This window comes from Bacillus sp. CH_48, from assembly GCF_038008465.1.
GTDB classification, from domain to species: Bacteria; Bacillota; Bacilli; order Bacillales; family Bacillaceae_G; genus Bacillus_A; species Bacillus_A thuringiensis_S.
This window is the reverse complement of sequence record NZ_JBBOZF010000001.1, coordinates 4,176,194-4,198,815: the sequence shown is the minus strand read 5'-3', so window position 1 is coordinate 4,198,815 and position 22,622 is coordinate 4,176,194. Positions and strand designations below refer to the sequence as shown.

The following is a 22,622-nucleotide window of genomic DNA, read 5'->3' as shown; positions in this document are numbered from 1 at the left end:
CCTTATAATTTATATTTTTTTAGTAATCCTATTAAGTTTTTTATAAAATTCACCTTTTGTCTTTGCATGATTAAACTCATTTGGATTAATATTTGCTTTTTGTGCGAGTGCTACAATCTCTTCTTTTGAAATTGAGTCTTTCGTATTTATAGATGCTATATTTGTGTATTTTCCGTCTTCTGTTTTTGGAATTTCTAAAATCCCTTTATTCACAAGATCAACTACAGCCTTATGCTCTGAAGAATGTAAATCTACACCAGTAATTTTCCAATTACGCATAACTTTTGGCGTGTATACACCGTTCTTTACCTCTTTTAAATATGTAATAGCAAGGTTACGAATGGTTCCACCTGTTTCTCCAAATGCATTCTCTTGTTTAGATGACCAAATTTGTTCAAACTTACGCCCCTCTAAAGCTCCTCCTTTTGCCTGAAGAGCCTCCATTCTGTATGCATTCATTCCCAGCGTCATAACATCGCTCATTTTGATTGGTTTGTTTGTACGAATAGAGCGTAAATTTGTAATTCTACTTCCGTATGGTTTTGTTAAGTCAATTTCGTATTTTACGCCTCCAAAGAAATCGTTCGTACTGTATTTAGATGCACGGCGGGTTTTATCAAAGCTAACGGTTACATCTCCGGCACGAGATGAGTTAAAATATCCTGCTGCCCATTCCATATAGTCTTTTAAATCTTTTCCAGAAATCTTATATACTGTAATCTCTCCCAAGGCATATTGGTAATTATACGCAATATCTTTTTTCTTAATAGGACCTGTATCCAAACGGGCATAATCATTATCAATTTGATGGGCTACTACATCTGCTTTACTGTAGTAGAGCATGACTTCATGAAAGAAATCTGATAAAGGTGTTTCTTGAATCTGAACACTTGGGATACCCTTTATTTCATTTTCAGGAACAAGATTTCTACCCTTTAATTGAGCGACTACAACATTTGCATCTCCTCTCGCATATTCGTGAAAAGGTGTTAGTGTTTCTTCAAGTGTAGGATCAGATAATATCGTTGTTCCATCAGCATTTTTTACAGGTATAGCGGTAGCAGTTTTATCTTTTAAAACCAACTTCTCATCTTGCTTTGTAAAAGTAAGGTCAATACGTGAAATATGTGTTCCATATTTATCTGGTTCTGTAATAATTACGCCATTTACAACTTCTTTTTTTACAAGTTTATGCATATGAGCCGCAAAAATAGCACTTAGTTCCGGACAAGCATTTGCAATATCTTGTACACCAGTACCAGGGATACCGTTCTCATTTTCTAGTCCCATATGCATAACTCCTACCATTACATCTACTTTACCTTCTAATTCCTTAATTGCCTTTTTCGTCTCTTCTACCGGATTTTTCACCACTAAACCATTTAAGTGATCTGTCCCTTTTTCAAAATCACTAATCATTGGTGTATTCATACCAATAATCCCAACTTTAATTCCACCTTTTTCTACAATTGTATATGCAGGAAGAAAGCGCTCTCCATTTTCCTTATAAATATTTCCTGCTAGCGTTTTTCCCTTATATTGCTCACTAACTTTTTTCAATGTATCTAATCCAAAGTTGAATTCATGATTTCCAAATGCCCAGGCGTCATATCCCATTGTATTCATCGCTACCATCATTGGCGATTGTGGCTTATCGTTGAATAATTCTACTGAGTTTCCTTGAATTGTATCCCCGGCATCTACTAATATGGTATTTTGATTTTCTTGACGGACCTTCTTTATAACCGTATAAAGCTGCGTCAAACTTCCACTCATATTTGCTCCATCAAGCGCATAATCCCAAGGCATAAATCTGCCATGAATATCTGCAGTACCTAACAATGTAATATTAACTTCAGATTCCTCAGCCTTAGAGATAGGTGGTTTGACTATTACTGCTGTTCCGAGCAGTAATAGAATTACAAAGTAACATACATAGTTCTTCCATTTCATTTTTTTCATAATAATAATATTTCTCCCCTTTTTGTACTTTCGTAAAGTTGTTTGAACTTTAAAAATGTAACTTATTATTCGGGAAACTTCAACTACAAAAGATAATTTTGAAGGTGGTTCTGTTGCAAAAATAAAGAGAATAAATTGCATACATCCCCTAACAGAATTGTATTTTATCGTTTCCTGACAGAATACCCCTTCCTTAAGGGTGTGAAGTGTACTTTCAAAATAAGGACATATCATTCATTATCATTTCAATTTATTAAAACGTGCATATACAATATGTTATGATGATTAATTTTTTGAATTTCGTTGCTGATTTATTTCCTTCTAAATAAAAACACTTTCAAAAAAAATAACCCCGCTCTTCATTTAAGACGGGGTTACACTTATACAGAAAATCGGATAGTTTTATATTTTCTTAAGCTTATTGGTTACTTTCAACTAATTTCATTCTATTTTTGTTTTCTTCTGAATCAATATGAATCAATCGTTTCCCCTGTTTATAATACGCATCAATAAACAGGGAATGATTTTTACTTTTCAATTTCACAAAGCAATTTTATCTCTTTGATTTGTTCTATATGACGCTGTTCATGCAAATAGATTAATTCTATCCACTGATCAAGAAATAATTCTCCAAGAGCTGGATGCATCACTGATTTTTTTACTAATTTAGATTCATCTTCTATTGTACTCAGAAAACGCATCAATTCTTTTCTAGAGTCGTTTAACAAATCAACCATTTGCAGCACTTCAAATGGTTCTATACTTGGTTCAATCATTTCTGGTGCTATAAACTTTTTCGTTCTATCTAATAAAATAGTGTGAATTTCTTTACGCTCATTTTGGGTACTATCTAACTTTTTTAATCCTGACGAAATAACTGTTATAATTCTCTCATCTAATAAAACTAAATGATGACAAACTTGTGCAATACTCCATTTATCCTTATCTGGTTTCCTATTAAATTGAGCATCACTCAACAAATTAATTTCCTCAACTAATTGATTTCTCGTTTCATAAAACTTGTTATTTACAAATGTATCCATGTGGATTCTCCTTTCATTGCAACCTACATACTTAAATTCCTACGCTAGAAATATTATCTTCGAAAAAAGATTTTCTTTCACTACTATTCCAATTTCATTTTAAAGCCACAAATAAATCAACCTTTAACTTTCCTTCTAAATCTTCAGGAACATTATTTAAGCAAAACTCTAAATTATCTCTATCATAATCTGCATCATACTCACTATTTGGTAGCCACTCTGCATACATGTATTGATACGCTTCACTTAATTTATGAGGTTCACCATAGAACTGGTATAGACCATATGTACCTCCATCTAATCTTTTAAATTGCACATCCTGATACTTTTCTTTATCGAAGTTTTCAGGAATCGTAACACATGCATCATGCCGGCACTTATGACTTGCAACAAGTTCAGGATTATCTAATGATATTCCGATAAATGATTGCTCTGGTGGATAAAGGTTATTTTCAATTGACCAGTTCAGTAACTTTCCCCAGTGATTTTGCGGTTCAAAGTAGCTACCAGTTCGTCTTATATACGCTACTTCTAATGGTGGTAATTTTTTTATAACAACTTTCATTTACATCTTCTCCCCTATAAATACGTACACTGTTTATTTAGCTTTATTTAATATTTATTCCTTCTTAAATAAAAAGAATTTTCTAATCACATAAAGTGAACCTTTAATCAGCGGGGGATAAATTTTAATTGTAATATAATTGATTACTACTACTAAAGTAGTATGTACTTTCATACTTTTATTTGATTTTAAATTCTTTTTAAATCGATATATTAATTGTAAGGAAATAAAAAGGTGGAGGATTTTAATTGATTAAAGGAATATACGAAGCACATTTACCAGTGAGTAATTTACAACAATCTATCGAATTTTATGAAAAACTAGGATTGAAGTTAGCCTGGAGCGATGAGTCAACAGCATTCTTTTGGATTGAGGATGGGAAAAGTTGGCTAGGATTATGGGCGGGCTCTGAATACGAAACAAAATATCATCCTTCTTTACGTCATATTGCATTTAGAGTTTCATATGAGGATTTAAAAGAATCATTACATTGGTTACACTCACTTCAAATTAAAACCGTTCCGTTTGGGAGTAATGAATCTATTGAACCCTTTGTCCGTCCACATCAAGGTAATGCATCTGTTTATTTTATTGATCCAGATGGTAATAGCTTAGAACTTATTTGTCATATTGTTGTACCTAATGCACTAAAACATATAACTAATAAATTATCATTTAAAGATTGGGAGACACTATTAGCTGACACATTTGAATGAATATAAGCTATAAATCATAATGGCTCGCCTTTATTTTTATAACATGTATAACAATCGTGAATAATAATGTCCTATCAATTTATCATTAAATAAATGTAAAAAATGACCCTATTTATTCATTTTTCATGCGTATGTATGTACATTTGTGAATTTATTCGATATATTATGGGTATTGAATGATTACGAAAAGTGTATAGGTCGCTTATATAACACCTTATATTTTTATATCCGTGAAAACTACAAAGTGTATGAAAATCCATTTGTCAAATGAATTTAGTGCGGAAGGAGGTTTGTGGTTACTTCATAGGGTATAATAATCAGTTTTTTACTGATAAAAATATAGGAGGCGACATAATGTTTCGTACGATTTCAAATTTCATGAGAGTAGCTGAGATAAGAAGGAAAATCCTTTTTACACTAGCGATGTTAATCGTTTTTCGAATTGGCACGTTTATTCCAGTTCCTCATACTAACGCAGAGGTATTAAAAGTACAAGATCAAGCTAACGTTCTAGGTATGTTAAACGTATTTGGTGGAGGAGCACTGCAACACTTCTCAATCTTTGCTGTAGGTATTACACCATATATTACAGCTTCTATCATAGTACAATTACTTCAAATGGATGTTATACCTAAATTTTCGGAATGGGCAAAGCAAGGAGAAATGGGCCGTAAGAAATCAGCTCAATTCACTCGATACTTTACAATCATTCTCGCATTCATACAGGCCATCGGAATGTCGTATGGCTTTAATAATATAGCTGGTGGACAATTAATAACAGATCAAAGCTGGACTACATACTTATTTATTGCGACAGTTTTAACTGCAGGTACTGCATTTTTACTTTGGTTAGGCGAACAAATTACCGCTAACGGAGTTGGTAATGGTATTTCGATGATTATCTTCGCAGGTCTCGTTGCCGCGATTCCAAATGTTGCAAATCAAATTTATTTACAACAATTCCAAAATGCTGGCGATCAGCTATTCATGCACATAATAAAAATTGTTTTAATTGGACTCGTAATTTTAGCGATAGTTGTTGGCGTTATTTACATTCAACAAGCTGTACGTAAAATACCGATACAATATGCAAAAGCTGTTTCAGGAAACAATCAATATCAAGGAGCAAAAAACACTCATTTACCTCTTAAAGTAAATAGTGCTGGTGTTATACCAGTTATCTTTGCTTCTGCATTTTTAATGACGCCGCGTACAATTGCGCAGCTCTTCCCTGATTCAAGCATATCAAAATGGTTAGTTGCAAATCTTGATTTCGCACATCCAATTGGAATGACACTTTATGTCGGTCTTATCGTTGCTTTCACATACTTCTACGCATTTATTCAAGTAAATCCTGAACAAATGGCTGAGAATTTGAAAAAGCAAAATGGATATGTTCCTGGTATTCGTCCTGGTAAAGCAACTGAACAATATGTAACTAAAATTTTATACCGTTTAACATTTATCGGTGCAATTTTCTTAGGTGCAATTTCTATATTACCGCTCGTATTCACGAAAATTGCTACGTTACCACCTTCTGCCCAAATTGGTGGTACAAGCTTACTTATCATTGTCGGTGTAGCACTAGAAACTATGAAGACGTTAGAAAGCCAGCTTGTAAAACGTCATTATAAAGGTTTTATTAAAAAAGTGAATTAATTATAAAAAACACAGTTGGTTATTTTTCCAACTGTGTTTTTTATTGTATCAGTCCTGTAATATACAGGGCTGTTGCTTTATTAAACTACATCTCCTTCTCTAATAACCGCCCTTTTTTGAAATAAGTCCGTAGTGTTGAACGATTGGTCAAGAATACACCTATCAATATAAAACAAGCCCCCATTCCCATTGTAGGATTTAAAGGTTCTCCTAAAATGATATATCCCACAATTATTGCAATTAATGGTGATACATTTAACCACGTCGATGGAAATACTGGATTTGTTTTTGATAAGAGCCAGTAATATAATCCGTGTCCACCGATCGATCCGATAAATATGAGATATAAAATAGGCCATTGTACACTCCATGAAGTTAATACAGTTACATTTGGTTGTTCTACAATAATAGATGCGATTAGTAGTAAAATCCCTCCATAAAACATTTGAATACCGTTAATAAGAAATGGTGATACATTTGATAAATCTGAAAGTATTTCTTTCGAACGAATAGAGCCTATTCCGTAAAATAACTCTCCTATAACTAAAACAATACAAGCAATACTCCATATGAAACTTACTTGTTGATGCATTCCTGGTAAAGAAACAAATATAACACCTATTAGTGCGATAACTAAAGCAACGAGTTGCTCCTTTTGTAATTTTGTCTTATTCCTCTTTGCTTGTATTAACAATATCATCATTGGCCCCGTAGCAGAAAGAACAGCAGCTAATCCTGAAGAAATATATTGTTCTGACCAATACAAGCTTGCGAATGTCATGAATGTTAAACAAAATCCAGCATACATAATGCGTTTTGAAAATATATGTGGCATAATTTCTTTTCGCTTTAATTTAAAAATAATCATAAGGATTATGCCTGCTAAAAAGAATCGAATTCCTGCTGAAAACAACGGTGGCGCCCCTGCTTCAATTCCAATTTTTATTGTTAAAAATGTTGTCCCGAAAATAATACATACTAAAATGTAATTAAAAATGACCATTTTTCTTCCTCCTTTTTACTCTTAAAATGAGTATAGAGGGTATGGTGTATAACAGTGTATCAGTACATATAACAGTTACTTCAAGTTGTAGTTGATTCCCTATATATTTTTCGCTTTAATTAAATTAAAAAGAAAAATAGGTGAAACTATGAAGATTGTATTGCGTAAAGAATCAAACATACCGTATTACAAGCAAATATATATGCAAATTGTTGAAAGAGTACAAAGTGGTATGCTTTCACATGGTGAATCCCTTCCTTCTTTACGTTGTATGGCCACAGATTTACAAATCAATGTATTAACTGTTCGTAAAGCGTATAAACAGTTAGAAACGAAAGGGTATATACGCATCGAACATGGAAAAGGTGCTTACATATATAAACGTGTAAAGAAAGATTTCAAACCGATACCGTATAAATGGCAACAATCAAGATCTATTAATGTTATGCGTTCTCAATATGCAATGAATAAGCACCGTAAATATTATGATTTTTCACAAGCAATTCTGTATCCTCGTCTGTTACCAAATCCATTTTTGGCAGACGAAATGCATAAATTGCTAGATAAAAATCCGATGTTGTTAGCAACTTATGGGCCAGTTCAAGGCGATTATGAACTGCGAGTTGAAATAGCAAATTACTTAAATGAACACCAGAAATTAGTGACGGACCCATCTCAATTATTAATTACAAGCGGAGCACAACAAGGAATTGATTTAATTGCTCAAACATTATTAAAACCTGGAGATATCGTATTAGTAGAAAGTCCATGTTACAGTGCTGCGCTTGACGTTTTCATCAATAAAGGTGTTCAAATCATTCCTATTTCTCTTGATAATCATGGAGTTCGCTCCGACTTAATTGATGATATTTGTCAAAGTAAAAATCCTGTTTTATTGTATACAAATCCCACCTTCCAGAACCCGACAGGTACAGTAATGAGTAAAGAACGAAGAATGGAACTTATAGAACTAGCGGAGCTATATCAATTTTTTATCATTGAAGATGATTCTTTCGGAGAAATATATTTTGAAGGTGCTATAGTCCCACCACCAATCAAAAGTTTTGATAAGGATGGCCACGTGATATATATAAAAGGATTTAGTAAAACGTTAGCACCAGGACTCCGTATCGCAGTACTTTTTGCCGATGGTCCTATTTTTGAATGGCTATATGCAGTGAAAGGTTCCATGGATATCGGTAGTCCTTTATTAACACAGAAGGCACTTCTACCTTTCTTACGTGCGGAACGTATGAAAAATCATTTAGAAAAATTACGTACAGCTTTACAAATGAGACGTGATTTAACAATTGATATATTATCGCCATTAAAAGGACTAAACTTTGAGATACCAAATGGCGGTTTTAATTTATGGGTGACACTGCCTGATTGGATAGATCCCTTTACCTTATTACAAAAAGCAAATGAAGTAGATGTCTCTTTTTTACCAGGAACAGCTTGTCTATTAAACTACGAAACAAATGATAACCAATTAAGAATTAGCTATTCAATGTTAAACGAGAAAGATATGGCAATTGGATTAGAGAAATTACATGATACAATACGAAACAGTATTTGTTAGAAGTAATAACACAATAGCCAACAATAAATAATACCCGAAAATGACAATGTGTAGTATGGGCTATTATTTATTGTTGAGCTTTTTCGTTATTCTTAACAACCGATTTTAAAACTTGTCTTTCTTTCAATTCTTCAACACTACCATATTGATCAATAACAATTGCTTTCATTTACTCTCCTCCTTGCTGTTTATTTTAATAACATACAATTATTTCTCAAATTTTTTTGTCTTGAATTACCATATAATTATTTTTGGGGGTAATTATGCAAGAAGCATTATAAAGTGAAACTTTAATCAGCCCTCACCAATTGGGCTCCTACTGCTCGTTAATACTGGATGAATTTCAAAACAAATCTTACACACATCTTAGAATCATCCAAAACTGTTTTATTAATTAAATTCAAAAGAAATGAGGCTAACTATATGAGTGAAAAGATATTTAAAATAAACGGAATTGATATATGTACAGAAAGCTTTGGGAACCCTAAGAACCCTGCTATTTTATTAATTATGGGCGCTACATGTTCCATGGTTTATTGGGACGAAGAGTTTTGTGAGCTGTTGGCTAGTACGGGGAAATTTGTTATTCGCTTTGATAACCGTGATGTTGGACGCTCTGTTGCCTACGAACCTAGAACTTCCAATTATACAGTAACAGATATGGCTGAAGATGCAATTGGAGTACTAGATGCTTATCATATTGATAAAGCTCACCTATTTGGTATGTCATTAGGTGGTATGATTGCTCAAATTGCCGCTATAAAACATCCCGAAAGAATTTTGACGCTAACTTTACTAGCGACTAGTGTAATAGGATCTGATGACAATACTCGCGATTTACCTCCAATGGATGAAAGAATTTTAACACATCATGTAAATGGCACAAGTATAGATTGGACAAATAAAAACGATGTGGCAGAGTATTTAGTTTCAGGATCTCGTCTATTATGTGGATCAGAACGAATATTTGATGAAAATAGAGTTTATACACAAGTAAAACAAGAAATAGAACGCGCAAATAATTTATTAAGTATGTTTAATCATGCTTTACTTCAAGGTGATGATGCATATGAAGGTGTACTTCACTCCATACAAGCACCTACATTGGTTATTCACGGAACAGATGATACAGCACTCCCATTCGAACATGGCCTCGCACTAATTGATGAAATTCCAAACTCAGTACTATTAACTCTTAAAGGGGCAGGCCATGAAAACCATCCAGATGACTGGGAAAGCATAATTACTGCTGTTTCTAAACATACATCTGAAATTTAGACAAACAAATAATTAACAAAAGGGGCACAAATTGTATTGTGCCCCTTCTATTTACAAACAAAAACCCATCACTGTATTCGTATGTATAGTGATGGGACTTCTTATATTTTTCTATGTTTAAAAAAATGGACAATCTAATTGATCAACAGATTCCCATAATTTTTTTTTTGCATTTTCGGTGGATGTATTTGTTTCTAGTGTCATGTTTTTAAAAGGGTTTACTTCAACTTTTAATAAGGATGAAGGCTCCACATATAATGAGAAAACATGGCTGCTTGGTAAAGCTTTAGAAACGTCAATATCTCCTACTTGTTTAAATAGTTGCTGCGCAGCAAAAAAGAAGAAATTAGTTGGATTTGATTGTTTATTCAGCCACGCAAGCATTTCAGGTGATACCGATTTATGAATATTGATTTTTACTCGATCACCACGTTTATATCGCCTAGATCGCATACTTCCACCAACTAACTTATCGTTAAGTTTGTAAATCCTAACTCTTTTTGCTTATGCTCTCTATATTTTGGCGAACAAGTATAGACTAATAATCCTCGTGCATTGGTAAATAACGGATTATCTACAAAGATTACATTTTTGAGTCGTCCTTTTTGCTTTAAAATCATTTTTAAACTGTTTTTAATAATTACTGCACCACCGCCATAAATAAACACGTATGGATCGTCTTTCATATCATCAATTTTATTTATAATATCTGTTGCAACACGAGCTGCTAAACCTAATAGTGCCGGCTGTGATTCCTCAACTAATAAGGTATTTCTCGGATGCTTATCATTTAAATAAATTTGATTGAATTCTGTAATACTATCAATCGTCTTAGTTGGATACTTTCGGTTCCATCTCGTGATAATTTGTAATAACGTCTCTTTTACACCATAAGATAAACCTTTACTTAGTTGCGGACGGAAATTTACCCCTAATGAAACAACTTCTTCTGTCGTCCCTGCACCAATATCAAAAGAGAGTAGAGTCTTATCTACAAAATCAATTTCAGAAACTTGATTCGGCTCACATTCTATTTTATGTTTCACAACATTTCCTTCTTCATCGTATACAATGCCCCACGTCCCAGATGCGCCCTCAGGCAGGCATTTACAAAACTCAATTGAAACATTAATTGTCACATCGCGTCCGTTCGGATAATGGAAAATAACCTTATGATTTCCCATATAACGTTTTGCATTTTCAGCAGCTATTTCTTGTGTAATAAGCTGCATAGGAAGAGCGACAGATAAATCATAACGAATATTAATATGGCTAGAAGTTGGACTTTGTCGCATAGCGCTTACCGCCAAACCTGATAGTATTGTAATAACCATTAACTCATCCGTTGACTTATTCGATTTCTTCTCTACCTCAGTACCTTTTAATTGATCTTGAATGACTTTTTCTCCAACGATGTATCGTACATTATTTAGCATTAACGATGGCGAACTTATAGTCACATCAATGTGGTTTTCTAATTCAGATAATGAAACATCTACCTCATCTAAAAGTCCTGTAGGCTCACCTATATATAAAGAATAAATACTCGGAATAAAAATAGGGTCTTGCCCTTTCACCATTAACTTCAAACCGTTGTTTCCTGCATCTGCACCAGCTTTTAAAAGTATAGACATAACTACCCCCTAAATTAATCTGACATCCCTTCCAAATATATGCGAGCCCATTCTTTTACATTCAAATGTATTGTAATTTTTTATTTATCATAAAACCAAAATATTGCATACTTACATATTTTATGTAAAAAGTATTTGACATGATACTTTTCCAATTTTATACTTATATTTGTAAAGAGTTTTTTACAATCGAGGGGGGCAATTATTTATTGAATACTAAAAAAACTATTTTTATCATCATTGTTTTAGCATTAATTGCAATAATAGTACATGGCACATATAAATACATCACTGAAGGTTCTATTTTGGGTAGTACGATTTTTGCTATTTCGTTAATACTTAGTAATTTAATTAATCACATTACTTGGGGAGATCCCCACGGTGTATCAGAAGAAAGTCAAGATGAAATGGGCCAACAAATTACATATAAAAGCTTTAAAATTGCGTATTTTGTGCTTGTAGTTATAATGTTCCTTTTATTAATCTTCTCCGAAGGATTTTCTATGGGGGCTAATTTAGATGGCGTTAAAAACCTCCCTCTGTTCATCGCAATTTGCTCTTCATTCTTTATTTATCCTATTGTCGAACTCATAGTTGCAAAACAATATAAGTAAAAAGATGAGGTTTTCTACATGTAGAAAACCTCATCTTTTTATATTTACATACTCTCTACAATTGCTTTTAATTTATTCACAGTCCGCCAATTCCTAACTGTAGCTGGTGTATGTAACTTCTGAAACTGGTTCATTAATTTAGAATTTCGAATGCTATTTTTGAAAAACAAATAAGCAACCTTCTCATCTATATAGCAATCTTCAAGTTCACTTTTAAATGTAAGCAATTGACTACTCTCTTCTTCAGAAAGTACATTAGCTAAAAAAGCAACATGAACACTTTCTCCTTCTAACAATGAATGAACTTCATACGGACATTGTTTAATAATATTTATAAATTCATCATGTGTTCTTAGCATGACTGGAACATCGAAATCAAATTCATTTTTCATTTCAGATTGTATTCGGTCCTTTAGAAAGTTTATACCTTCCTCAGATTCGAACACGATATTACCACTTTGTATATATGTTTTCACATGTTTTAATTCTATTGATTCAAACAATCGTTTTAAATCAGCCATTTTGATTACTTTATGTCCACCGACATTGATTCCTCTTAGTAGTGCAACATAAATTGTCATATTATTCCCCCACAATAAAATGAATTTATCAACTGAATTGATTTTCCCACTCATATTTCTCGGATATTTGTTTTAATTCTTCTAACATATCATGAATAGATAATACCTCAAATAAAATAATAGATTCACTTGAGAAATGGTGATGATAATGATCTGGTTTATAATCTTTTAAATCATTTTTATAACTCCAAAATTGCTTGTCTAATTCAGCAATAAGTTTAAAATGTTCCTCATCAATTTCATTACAACGGTTTCTCAATATAGCAATTATAGAATAAGTTGTTTGTTGTAATATTTCCCTTTCACTTTGTGACCAGTCACAGGTCTCAATTGACACTCGAGCTAAATTATCTATATGGTAAATGATTTGCTGTAATAAATGCAATTGCTTTTGTACAAGTAAAAAGCTTCTCATTTCCTTCTTTGTATGGTGATGATATTTCCAATCTTTCTGCTCATATTGAACAAATTGTATCGCCTTATGCAATAATAAAGTCAATTTAGATAGATCCTGAGCTGTCTCCTTTTTCATACCTTTTCCTGCAAGTAATGCAGTAATCCATTCTTCCATAATATTTGCTGTTTTAGCAAATAGATCCTCTGTACATCCAAAAATCGTTTTCGTGTAGTGTGGTGGGAAAATGAAAAAATTCACTAAAGTAGATACTATAATACCAGTAGATGTAGTAGCTAAACGAATTAAAAATGCAGTAAAATAATGATCTGCCGTAATTGGAATCATAGCTACAGCAGTTAAAGTCGCGACTAATGTTCCCGCATGTAACCTTAGTTTTTGACATGTAACAATCGTAAACATCGCAGCTAATGCATAAGAAATTGCTTGATGGCCTAGGAAAAATGTGAAAGTCATGGCATATGCCGATCCAATTGTTGAGGCCGGAAAGCGAATAAGCCCTTTTTTTATTGAGTCTGTTGCAGTTGGTTCAATTGTAACAATTGCTGTTATTACAGCAAAAATAGTTGGGATGTTAAAAAAATTACAAACTAACACTGTAAGAAAAACTGCAATCCCAGTTTTAATCACTCTTCCCCCAACAATATTCCATTGTCTATCTTGATTCATTTTTTATATCCTTCATTTCTGTTTCATTTTATATACATATATTATATATTGTTAAAATAAAAAAACCTACTACATGAATATTCAAGAGTAAGTTTTCTATCTCATTATTTCATTATAGGTAAATGCATTATTATTTGTTGGCCAATTGGTCCCATTCTTCTAAAACCTTTATCTTTGAAGCCGACTTTTGCATATAAATTTTGTGCAGGAATATTTCTTTCATTCACAGCAAGTACAACTTCATTTTTTATTGGAAAATAACGTTTTACAAACTCTTCTAATAATAACAATGACTTTTTAGCGTATCCCTTTCTTTGTCTATTGTGATTAATAGAAAATGATGTTAAAAGTAAAGCATCCTCATTATCCGTAAACTCCTTTACTCTATCTCCCGTTTGCAATGCGAAAAGACCAACCGGTACCCCATTGTAATCTAAAATAACAATCACATTTTTTGTACGATCACTTTTTGCTTTCTCCAGTAATGCGCTTGGATCTGATGTAAACTGAACTTGTTCACTTGGTAAAGTAAATGTTTGTATAACTTCTTTATATTTCTCCTTATACGGAACTAATTGAATTTCCCCTGTGTGTATGTTCATGCTAAACTCTCCCATTTTTTGCTTATTAACTTATACCTTGCTGTACTTTTGAATGCACTCTTCCATCTAAAAAGGTAATTTCAACAAATGAATTTGGATCGTTTCCTTTCCAAGCAAAAATTTGTTTAATTTGTGTAGAATGCTCTACCCCTTCTTCTATAAGTAAATCCCCTTCACAACCAATTAAATCTTTTACTTCTGTATAAGTCATTCCTTCATTTATGTTCGAGAAATGGTTTATATTGATAGACGCTTTCTGTTGCCTTTCCATCACAGTAGAAGAAGTTGCTGTTTGATTTTTCACTTCTTTTCTCTGTTCACACGCTGTCATACTGAAACCTAAGCAAAAACTAAACAATATACATGCGCTTTTTTTCATCATAACAGTTGTCCCTCCCATCATAATTAAACCATATATTCCCTTAAAAATAAACTGAATATTTAATATTATATTCAAAAACCTCGTACAATTAAGTACGAGGCTAATTTCATTTATTCAAATGATTATTTGATTGATCATCCTGTTCTTTTCTTAGCTCTTGTTTTTCATCTTTTGGTAATTGTTTATCATTATCTTTAATTGGATTCGTTTCTCTATTTTCAATCATATCATTTGGAACTTGTGGCATTACTCGGCCCACAATAGCCGCTAATTCATCTAGTATACCTTCACCTGTTTTTCCTTTTTTAATTTGCTTTCCAATTTGTTTGAGGCGTTCATACGTATCAACATCTGCTACAACGACTGCATTAGCACCATCAGGATCATTTTTTAAACTTTCTGCAACAGAGTATTTAATTGATTCAACTCGAGTTCGATCAAGTTTTGCTTTTACGTCTATACCTACAATTGCATATTTGCCGACTACTACGGCTGTCGCATCATTCACACCTGGCACACTTGCAGCTAAAGATGCTAAATGATCTGCTGCTTTTTCATTTGGCTTATTTGATTTATTCGTATAATTAACATTTTTCATTGAGACATTTTTTTGTTCCGGCTTTTCGTTTGGATTGTCTTTTTTTCCAATACTGCATCCAGTTATAACGAAGCAAAGCATCAATATATATATTAGAGTTTTCATTATTTTCACCACTTCACTATTAAGGTTTAATCATAAATTTTTTCAACAGCTTGCATTTTCTTTACCTTTTCTTCGGCCCCACTATTAGCATTAATGAATATTTGGTACGTATCTTTTCCTAAAGTACCTACAAATTCATAGCAAAGTACTTCATTATGCAAATCATTGACTACTACAGCTTTACGTTCTTCCATTACTTTCACATCCGGATTGATTTTCTTTCTTGCTTCTGCTACAGTTAACTTTGCCGATGGAACTGTTCGTTTTTGATGCGACGCTAAATATTCTTTTGCGGAGAACCCTACGATAGAACCGTCATCTAAAGCAATTTTCATTTGGATTGCTTCTGGATAAATTCGTACTCCATTTTCATTTACTACATACGTAAACACACCAACATTATCATATTGAGAGCTATCATAAAGCTCCATATTATTAAACTTATGGTCCTTTAAAAATTTCAAACCTTTACTACCTGCATCGTTTAAACTAACTTTCTGTTCTTTAATTTCGCGGTTATTCATAACCCAAATTGGATATCCGCCTTTTCCCGTAATATCCATATAAAACTCATTGTTCGTTGCTTCATCTTTAATTTTCACACTATAGAAAGATTCTTTCGCACCTTTTCCGCTTTTCTCAACATCTACTTTTTCATTTCCTTTTAAATTCAAAAACGATTTTGCAATTTTCGCCGCTTCATCTTTAGAAATTGCCTTTCCTTGCGCTTCAAATCCGCCTTTTTTATTTTTTTGCGCACTTGTAAAGGTCGGTCCGAAGTTTGTAGAAGAATATGATGTTACGTTTTTCTCTACAGTTTTCAATCCATCAATAATTGTGTTATCTGCTGGATCGCGATTTGATGCAAGTGCCATTTCTACATCCATCCAGCGTAAATTATTTTTCAAAACAAGATGTTGTACTTTTCTTAGTTCATCTTGTATATTTCCTGCATTTGAATATAAAGTTTGCAACGTTTTATATTCTTGCTCATTTAAAGGCTCTTTTTCTAAATCACGAATGGCTGCACGGTAACTAAAATCACCGATATTCGCTAAAAATTCTTCCGTTTTATTAAATGGCATTAATGTTAAAGGAAGTTGCCCTACATCTGAGCGAGCTTCAGATGTTAAACGCCATACATCCGCTAATGCAGGTGATAAAGATGATCGTGAATTCATCGCAAGTGTTGTGCCAATTTTATCGTGTAATAAATCGACTTCGTATGCTAAATCATGGAATGCACGTTGATAGCTATTTTCCGCTCTAATTAAAACCGCATTTTTCTCTTGGTGCTCTTTATAGCCCCAGTATCCTGTTCCTACTACACCGACTGTTAATAATACAATGATAATACCTCGTAACATTGTCCCACCTCCGCTCTATTTACAGAAAATATGTTTACCGATTTTTTTAATTTGTGGACGAGTCCAAATCCATTTACTAGTCGCAGTATCTGGATTGAAATAATATAAAGCATTTCCTGTTGGATCCCATCCATTAATCGCATCTAATACAGCTTTTTTCGCTGTTTCATTTGGCGTTAAATATATTTGCCCATCCGCAACTGCCGTAAAGGCTCTTGGCTCAAATATTACTCCTGAAACGGTATTTGGAAATGATGCACTTGTAACACGATTTAAAATAACAGCAGCTACTGCAACTTGTCCTAAATACGGTTCACCACGTGATTCCCCGTATACTGCGTTTGCCATGAGTTGAATGTCATTTTGCGAATAACCATTCGGAACATTTGTCCCTTTATTTTGAGATGGTTTATTTTTTTGTGCAGTACTACCACTATTTCCTTTATTGGCAGTGGACTTGTCATACTTCGTTGCCTTCACGAGCATTTGCTTCGTTTTAGCTCCAGCTAAACCATCAACGGGTAATCCGAATTTCTCTTGAAAATTCCGAAGTGCCCAATATGTACCCCATCCGAAAACACCATCCACTTTTCCCGTATAAAATCCGTTATATTTCAAACGAGATTGCAGTTCAATGACATCTTCGCCAGATGCTCCTCTTTGAATGACTTGATTAGAAAAAGCTTCTACATTCTTTAGTTGTATACTACTGACCATTAAAGACAGTCCTATGAACGCAAGTAAAACTGCTATTTTAAAAATAGCTTTTTGGCGCATACTTTTCCCTCCTTAATTACAGAAATGATTTCTTGGTTATGTTTTGTAAAAGCCTCGCTTTTATGTAAAGAAGACAAAAAAATCCAAACTAATATCGTTGAAAAAATATGTAAACAATATAAAAAAAGGATAAAAGGAGTTCATCATGAAAAAATCGTTAAAACGTGTCGCACTCGTCATTCTGTTCCTAACAACATGTTCAAATATATATACAGGCTCATCAATTGTTCATGCGCAGCCGCCGTATGCCAAATGGGGTAAACTTGCCGTAGAAAAGACGAAAGAACAATACCCAAAAGCAGAAATTATTGATTATCTACATATAGGTAGAAAACCCAAAACAGTTCAAATAACTGTTGAAAAATTTAAATTGTGGTTACGTGAAGATGGAAAAGAATATGGTGTTTTTGTTGATGTAGAATTTGAAACGAAGACGGAGAAATTTATAAAGTTGTCGTTTCAGAAGACGAGTAGATAAAGTGAACCCCCACTGTTAAAAACAGAAACAGTGGGGGTTCTTGCATTTCTAAAATTCTTTCCTAAAATTTCGATTCCCTAAAAATCTTACCAATATACAAATAGCGCCAATTACAACAGCTATCCCTATACTATATAAAAGGACTCTACCATATCCTCCTATTCTCGGATCTAAAAAAGGATATGGATACCAATTTACGATTGGACCACGTAATAAGCTATATACAACGTAAAAAAACGGGAATAAGAGCCAACTTGCAGCTTTTTTCCAGGTGATTTTCTTATTTGGTGGATTTAAAATCCAATCTAAAAGCATGGTAATTGGCATGATATAATGCAGCACCGTATTTACCCATGGTATTGCAGTTTGAAGTGATTCTTCTAATCCTCTTAATAGTAAAAAATAAATTAGTCCTGTCGTAAGTATATATACCGTTGCCGCACCACGAAGTATACCAAACTGCTCTGATCGACCAAATGTAGCTGTTCCGATACTGCTTAAAAGGAGAATACATGCAACTAAAATGTTACTTTCGATCGTAAAGAAACTAAAAAAGTTAACTGGATTGAACGGTTTCACTTGTGCCCTGATTATGAATTGCGTAATAATGGCGCTACATGCTAGAAGACTTAAACATAATCTAAATAAAGATAAAGTTTTTTCACCCCTCATACATTCCCTCCTTTTCTTATAAATAATTAGAATTTCCCTGTACATGCTCAATAAATAATTTTAATGGAACGAGCCCACGCTTTGGCATATGACTACTTATAATAGCTACTACTTCTAACTGAGGAATGATAACGATGTATTGTCCGCCATATCCCATAGCGAAATATATACAATACGGTATGTGAAATCTTTCGTTATGTAATACCCACCAGTGATATCCATATGCGCCGACATGTTCATATGTTTCAAATTGCGCCCTGCTTGACTCTTCTAACCATTGTGCTGATACAATTTCTTTCCCATTCCAATATCCATTTTGTAAACATAATTTTCCTAATTTTAATAAATCTGTAGATTTCATTTTCATACCGAAGCCGCCAACATATATACCCTGCGGATCTTGTTGCCATTCGTATTCGTTAATTTCTAATGGATCAAATAAATATTTCTTTGCAAACCGCTCTGTCGACATTCCAGTAGCTTCTTGAATAATATAGCTCAGTAAATGAGAAGAACCTGAATTATAATTCATTTTTGTAGCAGGTTTTTCAATTATTGGCTTTTCTAATATGTACTGTACCCAGTTCTCTGATTCTACAAAGTCATTTGGGAATACTACTCCATTCCCAAACTCTTTCCAATCCTCACCAGTAGTCATTGTTAATAAGTGATAAAGCGTCAAATCATGTTTTTCCCCAGGTACATTTTCAATCCACTCTGTAATCGGTGTATGTATATCATTTATATAGCCCTTATCAATTGCAATACCAATTAATAAAGATACGATACTTTTTGTAATCGAATTTATTTTATATAAGTTATTTGCACATTCAGGTGTTTTATAATACTCAGTTGTTAATTCCCCTTTTTGATAAACAAGAAATGTATTCACTTTTTTCTTTTCGAATTTATTTTCTAGTTGCTTGAAATCCAAAAACTTTACCTCCATTTAAATAGTTACTCCATTTATTATATCTTGTTACTTCATTTTAAACATAATTGTGCTCAAATAAAAATAAACCTGTCAGCCATAATGAACTGACAGGTTTATTTTTATAATTTCGTACGAACATTCCAAAGCTCTGGGAAGAATCTTTGATCAAGTACTCGTTTTAAATAAGAAACACCGGAGGATCCACCTGTTCCCATTTTATGTCCAATAATTCTTTCTACTGTTTTCATATGACGGAAACGCCATTGTTGTAGCCAGTCTTCAATATCAATCAATTTTTCAGCAAGCTGATATAAATTCCAATATTTTTTCACATCCACATACACTTCTAACCACGCCGCTTCTACTGTTGCATCTTCTTCATAAGGCTGCGTAATATCACGGTTTAACACATCTTTATGAATAGGGAATCCTTCTTTTACTAATGCTTGAATCGCGACATCATATAGACTTGGTGCATGTAGCGCTTTATGAAGTCGTGCATGTAATTCTGGATCCTTTTCATAAATTTTTAATGCGTGCGGCGTTTTATAGCCAAGTGCATACTCAATCATACGATATTGATACGATTGAAAACCTGAAGCTTGACCGAGTGAATCACGAAACTCAATATATTCTGATGGTGTTAATGTCGCAAGAATATCCCAAGATTGAATAATTTGAGACTGAATTTTCGATACACGTGCTAACATTTTAAAAGCTGGTTGTAATTTATCTTGTTTAATAGATTCAATCGCCGCATTTAGCTCATGTAAAATGAGCTTCATCCAAAGCTCACTTGCTTGGTGGATAACGATAAATAACATTTCATCATGATGGTCCGATAATCTTTTTTGAGAAGATAGTAAACTATCTAATTGTAAATACTCCCCATACGTCATATTCTCTTTAAAATCCGTATGAATCCCTTTTTCCATAATTACTTTTTCATTTTCTTTCATATTAGCCAAACGCCCCTTTTATATAATTCTACTTATATTGGTCTAATAACGGCTCGAACTGGACTTCCATCTGCATCAGTTAATGCAAGTGGTAATGCAATAAGTTCATAATCACCGTCTGCTACATGATCTAATACGACATTTTCTAAAATATGAATTCCATGTTTAAATAATTGATGATGCGCTGCTAATTCTTTATCATCTAACGGATCAACTGATGGTACATCTACTCCGATTAAACGAATACCTTTCTCTGATAGAAAAGGTGCTATGTCTGCACGTAAATGAGGGATCACATCTGGAAATTCTTCATTTTTTCCATGTGAAGATGTACGTAATAATAATCGTTCTACACCTTCTAAATGAAAGTTTTCTAATTCCTTTTTCCCGATGCTTTCAAGATTAGAAACGTCAATAATCCGTGCTGGGCCAACATAAACTTGAACATCTAAATCCAATACTTTCTTTCCATCATTATCAAAATGAAATGGTGCATCAATATGAGTGCCTGTATGAATACTCATCGTTAACTTTCCGACATTTACCGAGCCACTTTCTTCTTTTGACCATGAAACTTCATACGAGAACGGTGTGTCTCCTGGCCACGTTGCAATATTATTATTTAGCGGTTGTGAAATATCAATCCACTCTGATGTTTTCATACTTATGCCACAACCTCTCGCTTATTTTCAAACTGCTTATACTTTTCTTCTTTCATAATTCCCTTTAATATTTGTACAGATTTCCACACTTCTTCGTATGTGTTATATAAAGCGACCGGCGCAAGTCTCACTCCATTTGGCGCTCTAAAATCTGGAATTACTCCATTTGCCTTTAGCGCTTTACATATACGTGCTGCTTCTGCATGCTCTAAATAAATGTGCCCGCCTCGACTTTCATCCTCTAACGGATTTCCAATTGTAAATCCGAAATCTTTTAATTCATGATCAATTAAATTCAGCATGTATCTCGTAATATGTAAAGACTTCTCACGTAAACGTTCAATACCAGCATCTTTGAAAATTTCAAGAGAACCAATTAATGGTGCTATACTTAATACGTGAGGTGTACCAATTTGATAAGCACCTGCATGATCAGCGGCTGTTAATGTATGCTCCATATCAAACTGCTTATCTTTTTTAGAACTAAACCATCCAGACAACCCTGGCAGTCTATTAAAATGTTTATTATTTACATAAAGTCCTGCAACACCACCCGGTCCTGCATTTAAATATTTATAATTGCACCAAACAGCAAAATCAACATCCCAATCTTTGAAATGATGCGGAATAGATCCTATTGAATGACATAAATCAAATCCGATATGAATGTCTCGTTTATGTGCTTCCGTTGTTAAACGTTTCATATCAAGAATTTGACCACTTCTATATAAAACAGAAGGTAATAAAATTAAAGCGATATCATCTTCCATCGCATGAATAATATCTTCTTCAGAAAGTGTTCTACCATCTCGGCTTTTCACTCTTACTAGATGCTCATCTGGGTCTAATCCTTTTAAACGTATTTGACTTTGAAGTGCATAAATATCTGACGGGAAAGTTAATTCATCCGCAAGTATTTTTGTACGTATTCCTTTCGGTTCATAAAACGTCGCAATAACTTGGTGTATATTTGTAGTCGTAGAACCGGTTACAATAGTTTCCTCCGGTAAAGCTCCAATAAGAGGGGCTGTAAGTTTACCTAATTTCTCTGAAAGGAAGAACCACGGGTGCTCACCTTCAGTCCAGCCGTCAATTCCATATTCTTTCCACGAATCTAGCAACGTAAGTAATGATTTCTCTGCTCTTTTTGAAAGTAGCCCTAATGAGTTTCCATCTAAATATATAGTACCTTCTTTTTTATAGAATTCAGTTTGAAAATCTTTCAGTTCATCATGTTTATCACATTCAAGCGCATACTCATAAGTTGGTTGAAATGGTTCTTTATACATGGTGTCACCTTCTCTTAATTTTCTTTTTATTCTAACTAATTGAAATATAGCACCTTAATTGATATAACGTCAATGA

The 22,622-nt window shown here is 33.4% G+C and carries 24 protein-coding genes; 6 read left to right on the top strand and 18 right to left on the bottom strand.

Annotated features, from left to right (window positions below; genetic code table 11):
• Positions 1-9: 9 nt before the first annotated feature.
• The 3 genes from N2V92_RS21185 to N2V92_RS21175 form a co-directional block, all read right to left on the bottom strand.
• A complete protein-coding gene (locus N2V92_RS21185) occupies positions 10-1,962 on the bottom strand; it encodes a bifunctional metallophosphatase/5'-nucleotidase (protein ID WP_033668955.1) in 1,953 nt (650 codons plus the stop codon).
• Between the two features lie 527 nt (positions 1,963-2,489).
• Positions 2,490-3,005 carry a DinB family protein gene (locus tag N2V92_RS21180; RefSeq protein ID WP_000379381.1) on the bottom strand — a complete coding sequence of 172 codons (516 nt, stop codon included), beginning with the start codon at positions 3,003-3,005 and terminating at the stop codon, positions 2,490-2,492.
• Between the two features lie 94 nt (positions 3,006-3,099).
• Complete coding sequence (locus tag N2V92_RS21175; RefSeq protein WP_000869619.1) at positions 3,100-3,570, bottom strand: AraC family transcriptional regulator; 471 nt, start codon at positions 3,568-3,570, stop codon at positions 3,100-3,102.
• Between the two features lie 248 nt (positions 3,571-3,818).
• Between N2V92_RS21175 and N2V92_RS21170 the strand changes: the two genes are divergently transcribed.
• Together N2V92_RS21170 and secY are read left to right on the top strand one after the other, a co-directional pair.
• Positions 3,819-4,286, top strand: coding sequence for a VOC family protein (locus N2V92_RS21170; protein ID WP_000589638.1), 468 nt, complete (start codon positions 3,819-3,821; stop codon positions 4,284-4,286).
• A 354-nt stretch (positions 4,287-4,640) separates the two neighbouring features.
• Entirely contained in the window at positions 4,641-5,945 is a 1,305-nt protein-coding gene (gene secY, locus N2V92_RS21165; protein WP_000490132.1) for a preprotein translocase subunit SecY, read from the top strand.
• A gap of 85 nt (positions 5,946-6,030) precedes the next feature.
• On the opposite strand, the gene N2V92_RS21160 is transcribed toward secY, so the two are convergent.
• A complete protein-coding gene (locus tag N2V92_RS21160; protein ID WP_016077576.1) occupies positions 6,031-6,948 on the bottom strand; it encodes a DMT family transporter in 918 nt (305 codons plus the stop codon).
• Positions 6,949-7,096: 148 nt separating this feature from the next.
• Here N2V92_RS21160 and pdxR point away from each other — a divergent pair, with 148 nt between their 5' ends.
• The gene (pdxR, locus tag N2V92_RS21155; RefSeq protein ID WP_016077575.1) at positions 7,097-8,530 is read left to right on the top strand and encodes a MocR-like pyridoxine biosynthesis transcription factor PdxR; all 1,434 of its coding nucleotides are present in this window, start codon (positions 7,097-7,099) and stop codon (positions 8,528-8,530) included.
• Positions 8,531-8,953: 423 nt separating this feature from the next.
• Positions 8,954-9,808: an alpha/beta fold hydrolase gene (locus N2V92_RS21150; protein WP_001290769.1), complete on the top strand. Its 855-nt coding sequence runs from the start codon at positions 8,954-8,956 to the stop codon at positions 9,806-9,808.
• Positions 9,809-9,925: 117 nt separating this feature from the next.
• Here N2V92_RS21150 and N2V92_RS21145 read toward each other — a convergent pair whose 3' ends face one another.
• Positions 9,926-10,261, bottom strand: coding sequence for a hypothetical protein (locus tag N2V92_RS21145; RefSeq protein WP_001257762.1), 336 nt, complete (start codon positions 10,259-10,261; stop codon positions 9,926-9,928).
• Between the two features lie 11 nt (positions 10,262-10,272).
• A complete protein-coding gene (locus N2V92_RS21140; RefSeq protein ID WP_000025620.1) occupies positions 10,273-11,442 on the bottom strand; it encodes a ParM/StbA family protein in 1,170 nt (389 codons plus the stop codon).
• Between the two features lie 209 nt (positions 11,443-11,651).
• On the opposite strand from N2V92_RS21140, the gene N2V92_RS21135 reads away from it, so the two are divergent.
• A complete protein-coding gene (locus N2V92_RS21135; protein WP_001093136.1) occupies positions 11,652-12,056 on the top strand; it encodes a hypothetical protein in 405 nt (134 codons plus the stop codon).
• A 44-nt stretch (positions 12,057-12,100) separates the two neighbouring features.
• On the opposite strand, the gene N2V92_RS21130 is transcribed toward N2V92_RS21135, so the two are convergent.
• The 7 genes from N2V92_RS21130 to sleB form a co-directional block, all read right to left on the bottom strand.
• Positions 12,101-12,637: a DUF1697 domain-containing protein gene (locus tag N2V92_RS21130; protein WP_000158574.1), complete on the bottom strand. Its 537-nt coding sequence runs from the start codon at positions 12,635-12,637 to the stop codon at positions 12,101-12,103.
• 28 nt (positions 12,638-12,665) lie between these two features.
• Positions 12,666-13,721 carry an aromatic acid exporter family protein gene (locus N2V92_RS21125; protein ID WP_016077574.1) on the bottom strand — a complete coding sequence of 352 codons (1,056 nt, stop codon included), beginning with the start codon at positions 13,719-13,721 and terminating at the stop codon, positions 12,666-12,668.
• Positions 13,722-13,825: 104 nt separating this feature from the next.
• A complete protein-coding gene (locus N2V92_RS21120) occupies positions 13,826-14,338 on the bottom strand; it encodes a GNAT family N-acetyltransferase (protein ID WP_118961769.1) in 513 nt (170 codons plus the stop codon).
• 10 nt (positions 14,339-14,348) lie between these two features.
• Positions 14,349-14,705, bottom strand: a complete 357-nt coding sequence (locus N2V92_RS21115) for a hypothetical protein (RefSeq protein ID WP_000976437.1) — start codon at positions 14,703-14,705, stop codon at positions 14,349-14,351.
• 106 nt (positions 14,706-14,811) lie between these two features.
• Positions 14,812-15,408: a YhcN/YlaJ family sporulation lipoprotein gene (locus tag N2V92_RS21110; protein ID WP_000854056.1), complete on the bottom strand. Its 597-nt coding sequence runs from the start codon at positions 15,406-15,408 to the stop codon at positions 14,812-14,814.
• A 26-nt stretch (positions 15,409-15,434) separates the two neighbouring features.
• Positions 15,435-16,775: a germination protein YpeB gene (gene ypeB, locus N2V92_RS21105; protein ID WP_000943737.1), complete on the bottom strand. Its 1,341-nt coding sequence runs from the start codon at positions 16,773-16,775 to the stop codon at positions 15,435-15,437.
• Positions 16,776-16,790: 15 nt separating this feature from the next.
• Positions 16,791-17,552 (bottom strand): spore cortex-lytic enzyme, encoded by a 762-nt coding sequence (sleB, locus tag N2V92_RS21100; protein WP_001249046.1) that lies wholly within the window; start codon positions 17,550-17,552, stop codon positions 16,791-16,793.
• A gap of 145 nt (positions 17,553-17,697) precedes the next feature.
• On the opposite strand from sleB, the gene N2V92_RS21095 reads away from it, so the two are divergent.
• The gene (locus N2V92_RS21095; protein WP_000749154.1) at positions 17,698-18,030 is read left to right on the top strand and encodes a DUF3889 domain-containing protein; all 333 of its coding nucleotides are present in this window, start codon (positions 17,698-17,700) and stop codon (positions 18,028-18,030) included.
• A gap of 48 nt (positions 18,031-18,078) precedes the next feature.
• Here N2V92_RS21095 and N2V92_RS21090 read toward each other — a convergent pair whose 3' ends face one another.
• The 5 genes from N2V92_RS21090 to kynU all read right to left on the bottom strand — a co-directional run bounded on the left by N2V92_RS21090 (position 18,079) and on the right by kynU (position 22,546).
• Complete coding sequence (locus N2V92_RS21090; RefSeq protein WP_001213866.1) at positions 18,079-18,702, bottom strand: Pr6Pr family membrane protein; 624 nt, start codon at positions 18,700-18,702, stop codon at positions 18,079-18,081.
• 16 nt (positions 18,703-18,718) lie between these two features.
• A complete protein-coding gene (locus N2V92_RS21085; protein WP_000346246.1) occupies positions 18,719-19,636 on the bottom strand; it encodes a serine hydrolase domain-containing protein in 918 nt (305 codons plus the stop codon).
• Between the two features lie 119 nt (positions 19,637-19,755).
• The gene (kynA, locus tag N2V92_RS21080; protein WP_000661959.1) at positions 19,756-20,595 is read right to left on the bottom strand and encodes a tryptophan 2,3-dioxygenase; all 840 of its coding nucleotides are present in this window, start codon (positions 20,593-20,595) and stop codon (positions 19,756-19,758) included.
• Positions 20,596-20,627: 32 nt separating this feature from the next.
• Entirely contained in the window at positions 20,628-21,257 is a 630-nt protein-coding gene (gene kynB / locus N2V92_RS21075) for an arylformamidase (protein WP_000858071.1), read from the bottom strand.
• Positions 21,258-21,259: 2 nt separating this feature from the next.
• The gene (kynU, locus tag N2V92_RS21070; RefSeq protein WP_000276296.1) at positions 21,260-22,546 is read right to left on the bottom strand and encodes a kynureninase; all 1,287 of its coding nucleotides are present in this window, start codon (positions 22,544-22,546) and stop codon (positions 21,260-21,262) included.
• Positions 22,547-22,622: the final 76 nt, after the last annotated feature.

Excerpts from the sequence above, each read along its gene's own strand:
- N2V92_RS21185 (WP_033668955.1), bottom strand. The coding sequence starts at position 1,962 with ATGAAAAAAATGAAATGGAAGAACTATGTATGTTACTTTGTAATTCTA.
- N2V92_RS21180 (WP_000379381.1), bottom strand. The coding sequence starts at position 3,005 with ATGGATACATTTGTAAATAACAAGTTTTATGAAACGAGAAATCAATTA.
- N2V92_RS21175 (WP_000869619.1), bottom strand. The coding sequence starts at position 3,570 with ATGAAAGTTGTTATAAAAAAATTACCACCATTAGAAGTAGCGTATATA.
- secY (WP_000490132.1), top strand. The coding sequence starts at position 4,641 with ATGTTTCGTACGATTTCAAATTTCATGAGAGTAGCTGAGATAAGAAGG.
- N2V92_RS21160 (WP_016077576.1), bottom strand. The coding sequence starts at position 6,948 with ATGGTCATTTTTAATTACATTTTAGTATGTATTATTTTCGGGACAACA.
- pdxR (WP_016077575.1), top strand. The coding sequence starts at position 7,097 with ATGAAGATTGTATTGCGTAAAGAATCAAACATACCGTATTACAAGCAA.
- N2V92_RS21150 (WP_001290769.1), top strand. The coding sequence starts at position 8,954 with ATGAGTGAAAAGATATTTAAAATAAACGGAATTGATATATGTACAGAA.
- N2V92_RS21145 (WP_001257762.1), bottom strand. The coding sequence starts at position 10,261 with ATGCGATCTAGGCGATATAAACGTGGTGATCGAGTAAAAATCAATATT.
- N2V92_RS21140 (WP_000025620.1), bottom strand. The coding sequence starts at position 11,442 with ATGTCTATACTTTTAAAAGCTGGTGCAGATGCAGGAAACAACGGTTTG.
- N2V92_RS21130 (WP_000158574.1), bottom strand. The coding sequence starts at position 12,637 with ATGACAATTTATGTTGCACTACTAAGAGGAATCAATGTCGGTGGACAT.
- N2V92_RS21125 (WP_016077574.1), bottom strand. The coding sequence starts at position 13,721 with ATGAATCAAGATAGACAATGGAATATTGTTGGGGGAAGAGTGATTAAA.
- N2V92_RS21120 (WP_118961769.1), bottom strand. The coding sequence starts at position 14,338 with ATGGGAGAGTTTAGCATGAACATACACACAGGGGAAATTCAATTAGTT.
- N2V92_RS21115 (WP_000976437.1), bottom strand. The coding sequence starts at position 14,705 with ATGATGAAAAAAAGCGCATGTATATTGTTTAGTTTTTGCTTAGGTTTC.
- N2V92_RS21110 (WP_000854056.1), bottom strand. The coding sequence starts at position 15,408 with ATGAAAACTCTAATATATATATTGATGCTTTGCTTCGTTATAACTGGA.
- ypeB (WP_000943737.1), bottom strand. The coding sequence starts at position 16,775 with ATGTTACGAGGTATTATCATTGTATTATTAACAGTCGGTGTAGTAGGA.
- sleB (WP_001249046.1), bottom strand. The coding sequence starts at position 17,552 with ATGCGCCAAAAAGCTATTTTTAAAATAGCAGTTTTACTTGCGTTCATA.
- N2V92_RS21095 (WP_000749154.1), top strand. The coding sequence starts at position 17,698 with ATGAAAAAATCGTTAAAACGTGTCGCACTCGTCATTCTGTTCCTAACA.
- N2V92_RS21090 (WP_001213866.1), bottom strand. The coding sequence starts at position 18,702 with ATGAGGGGTGAAAAAACTTTATCTTTATTTAGATTATGTTTAAGTCTT.
- kynA (WP_000661959.1), bottom strand. The coding sequence starts at position 20,595 with ATGAAAGAAAATGAAAAAGTAATTATGGAAAAAGGGATTCATACGGAT.
- kynB (WP_000858071.1), bottom strand. The coding sequence starts at position 21,257 with ATGAAAACATCAGAGTGGATTGATATTTCACAACCGCTAAATAATAAT.
- kynU (WP_000276296.1), bottom strand. The coding sequence starts at position 22,546 with ATGTATAAAGAACCATTTCAACCAACTTATGAGTATGCGCTTGAATGT.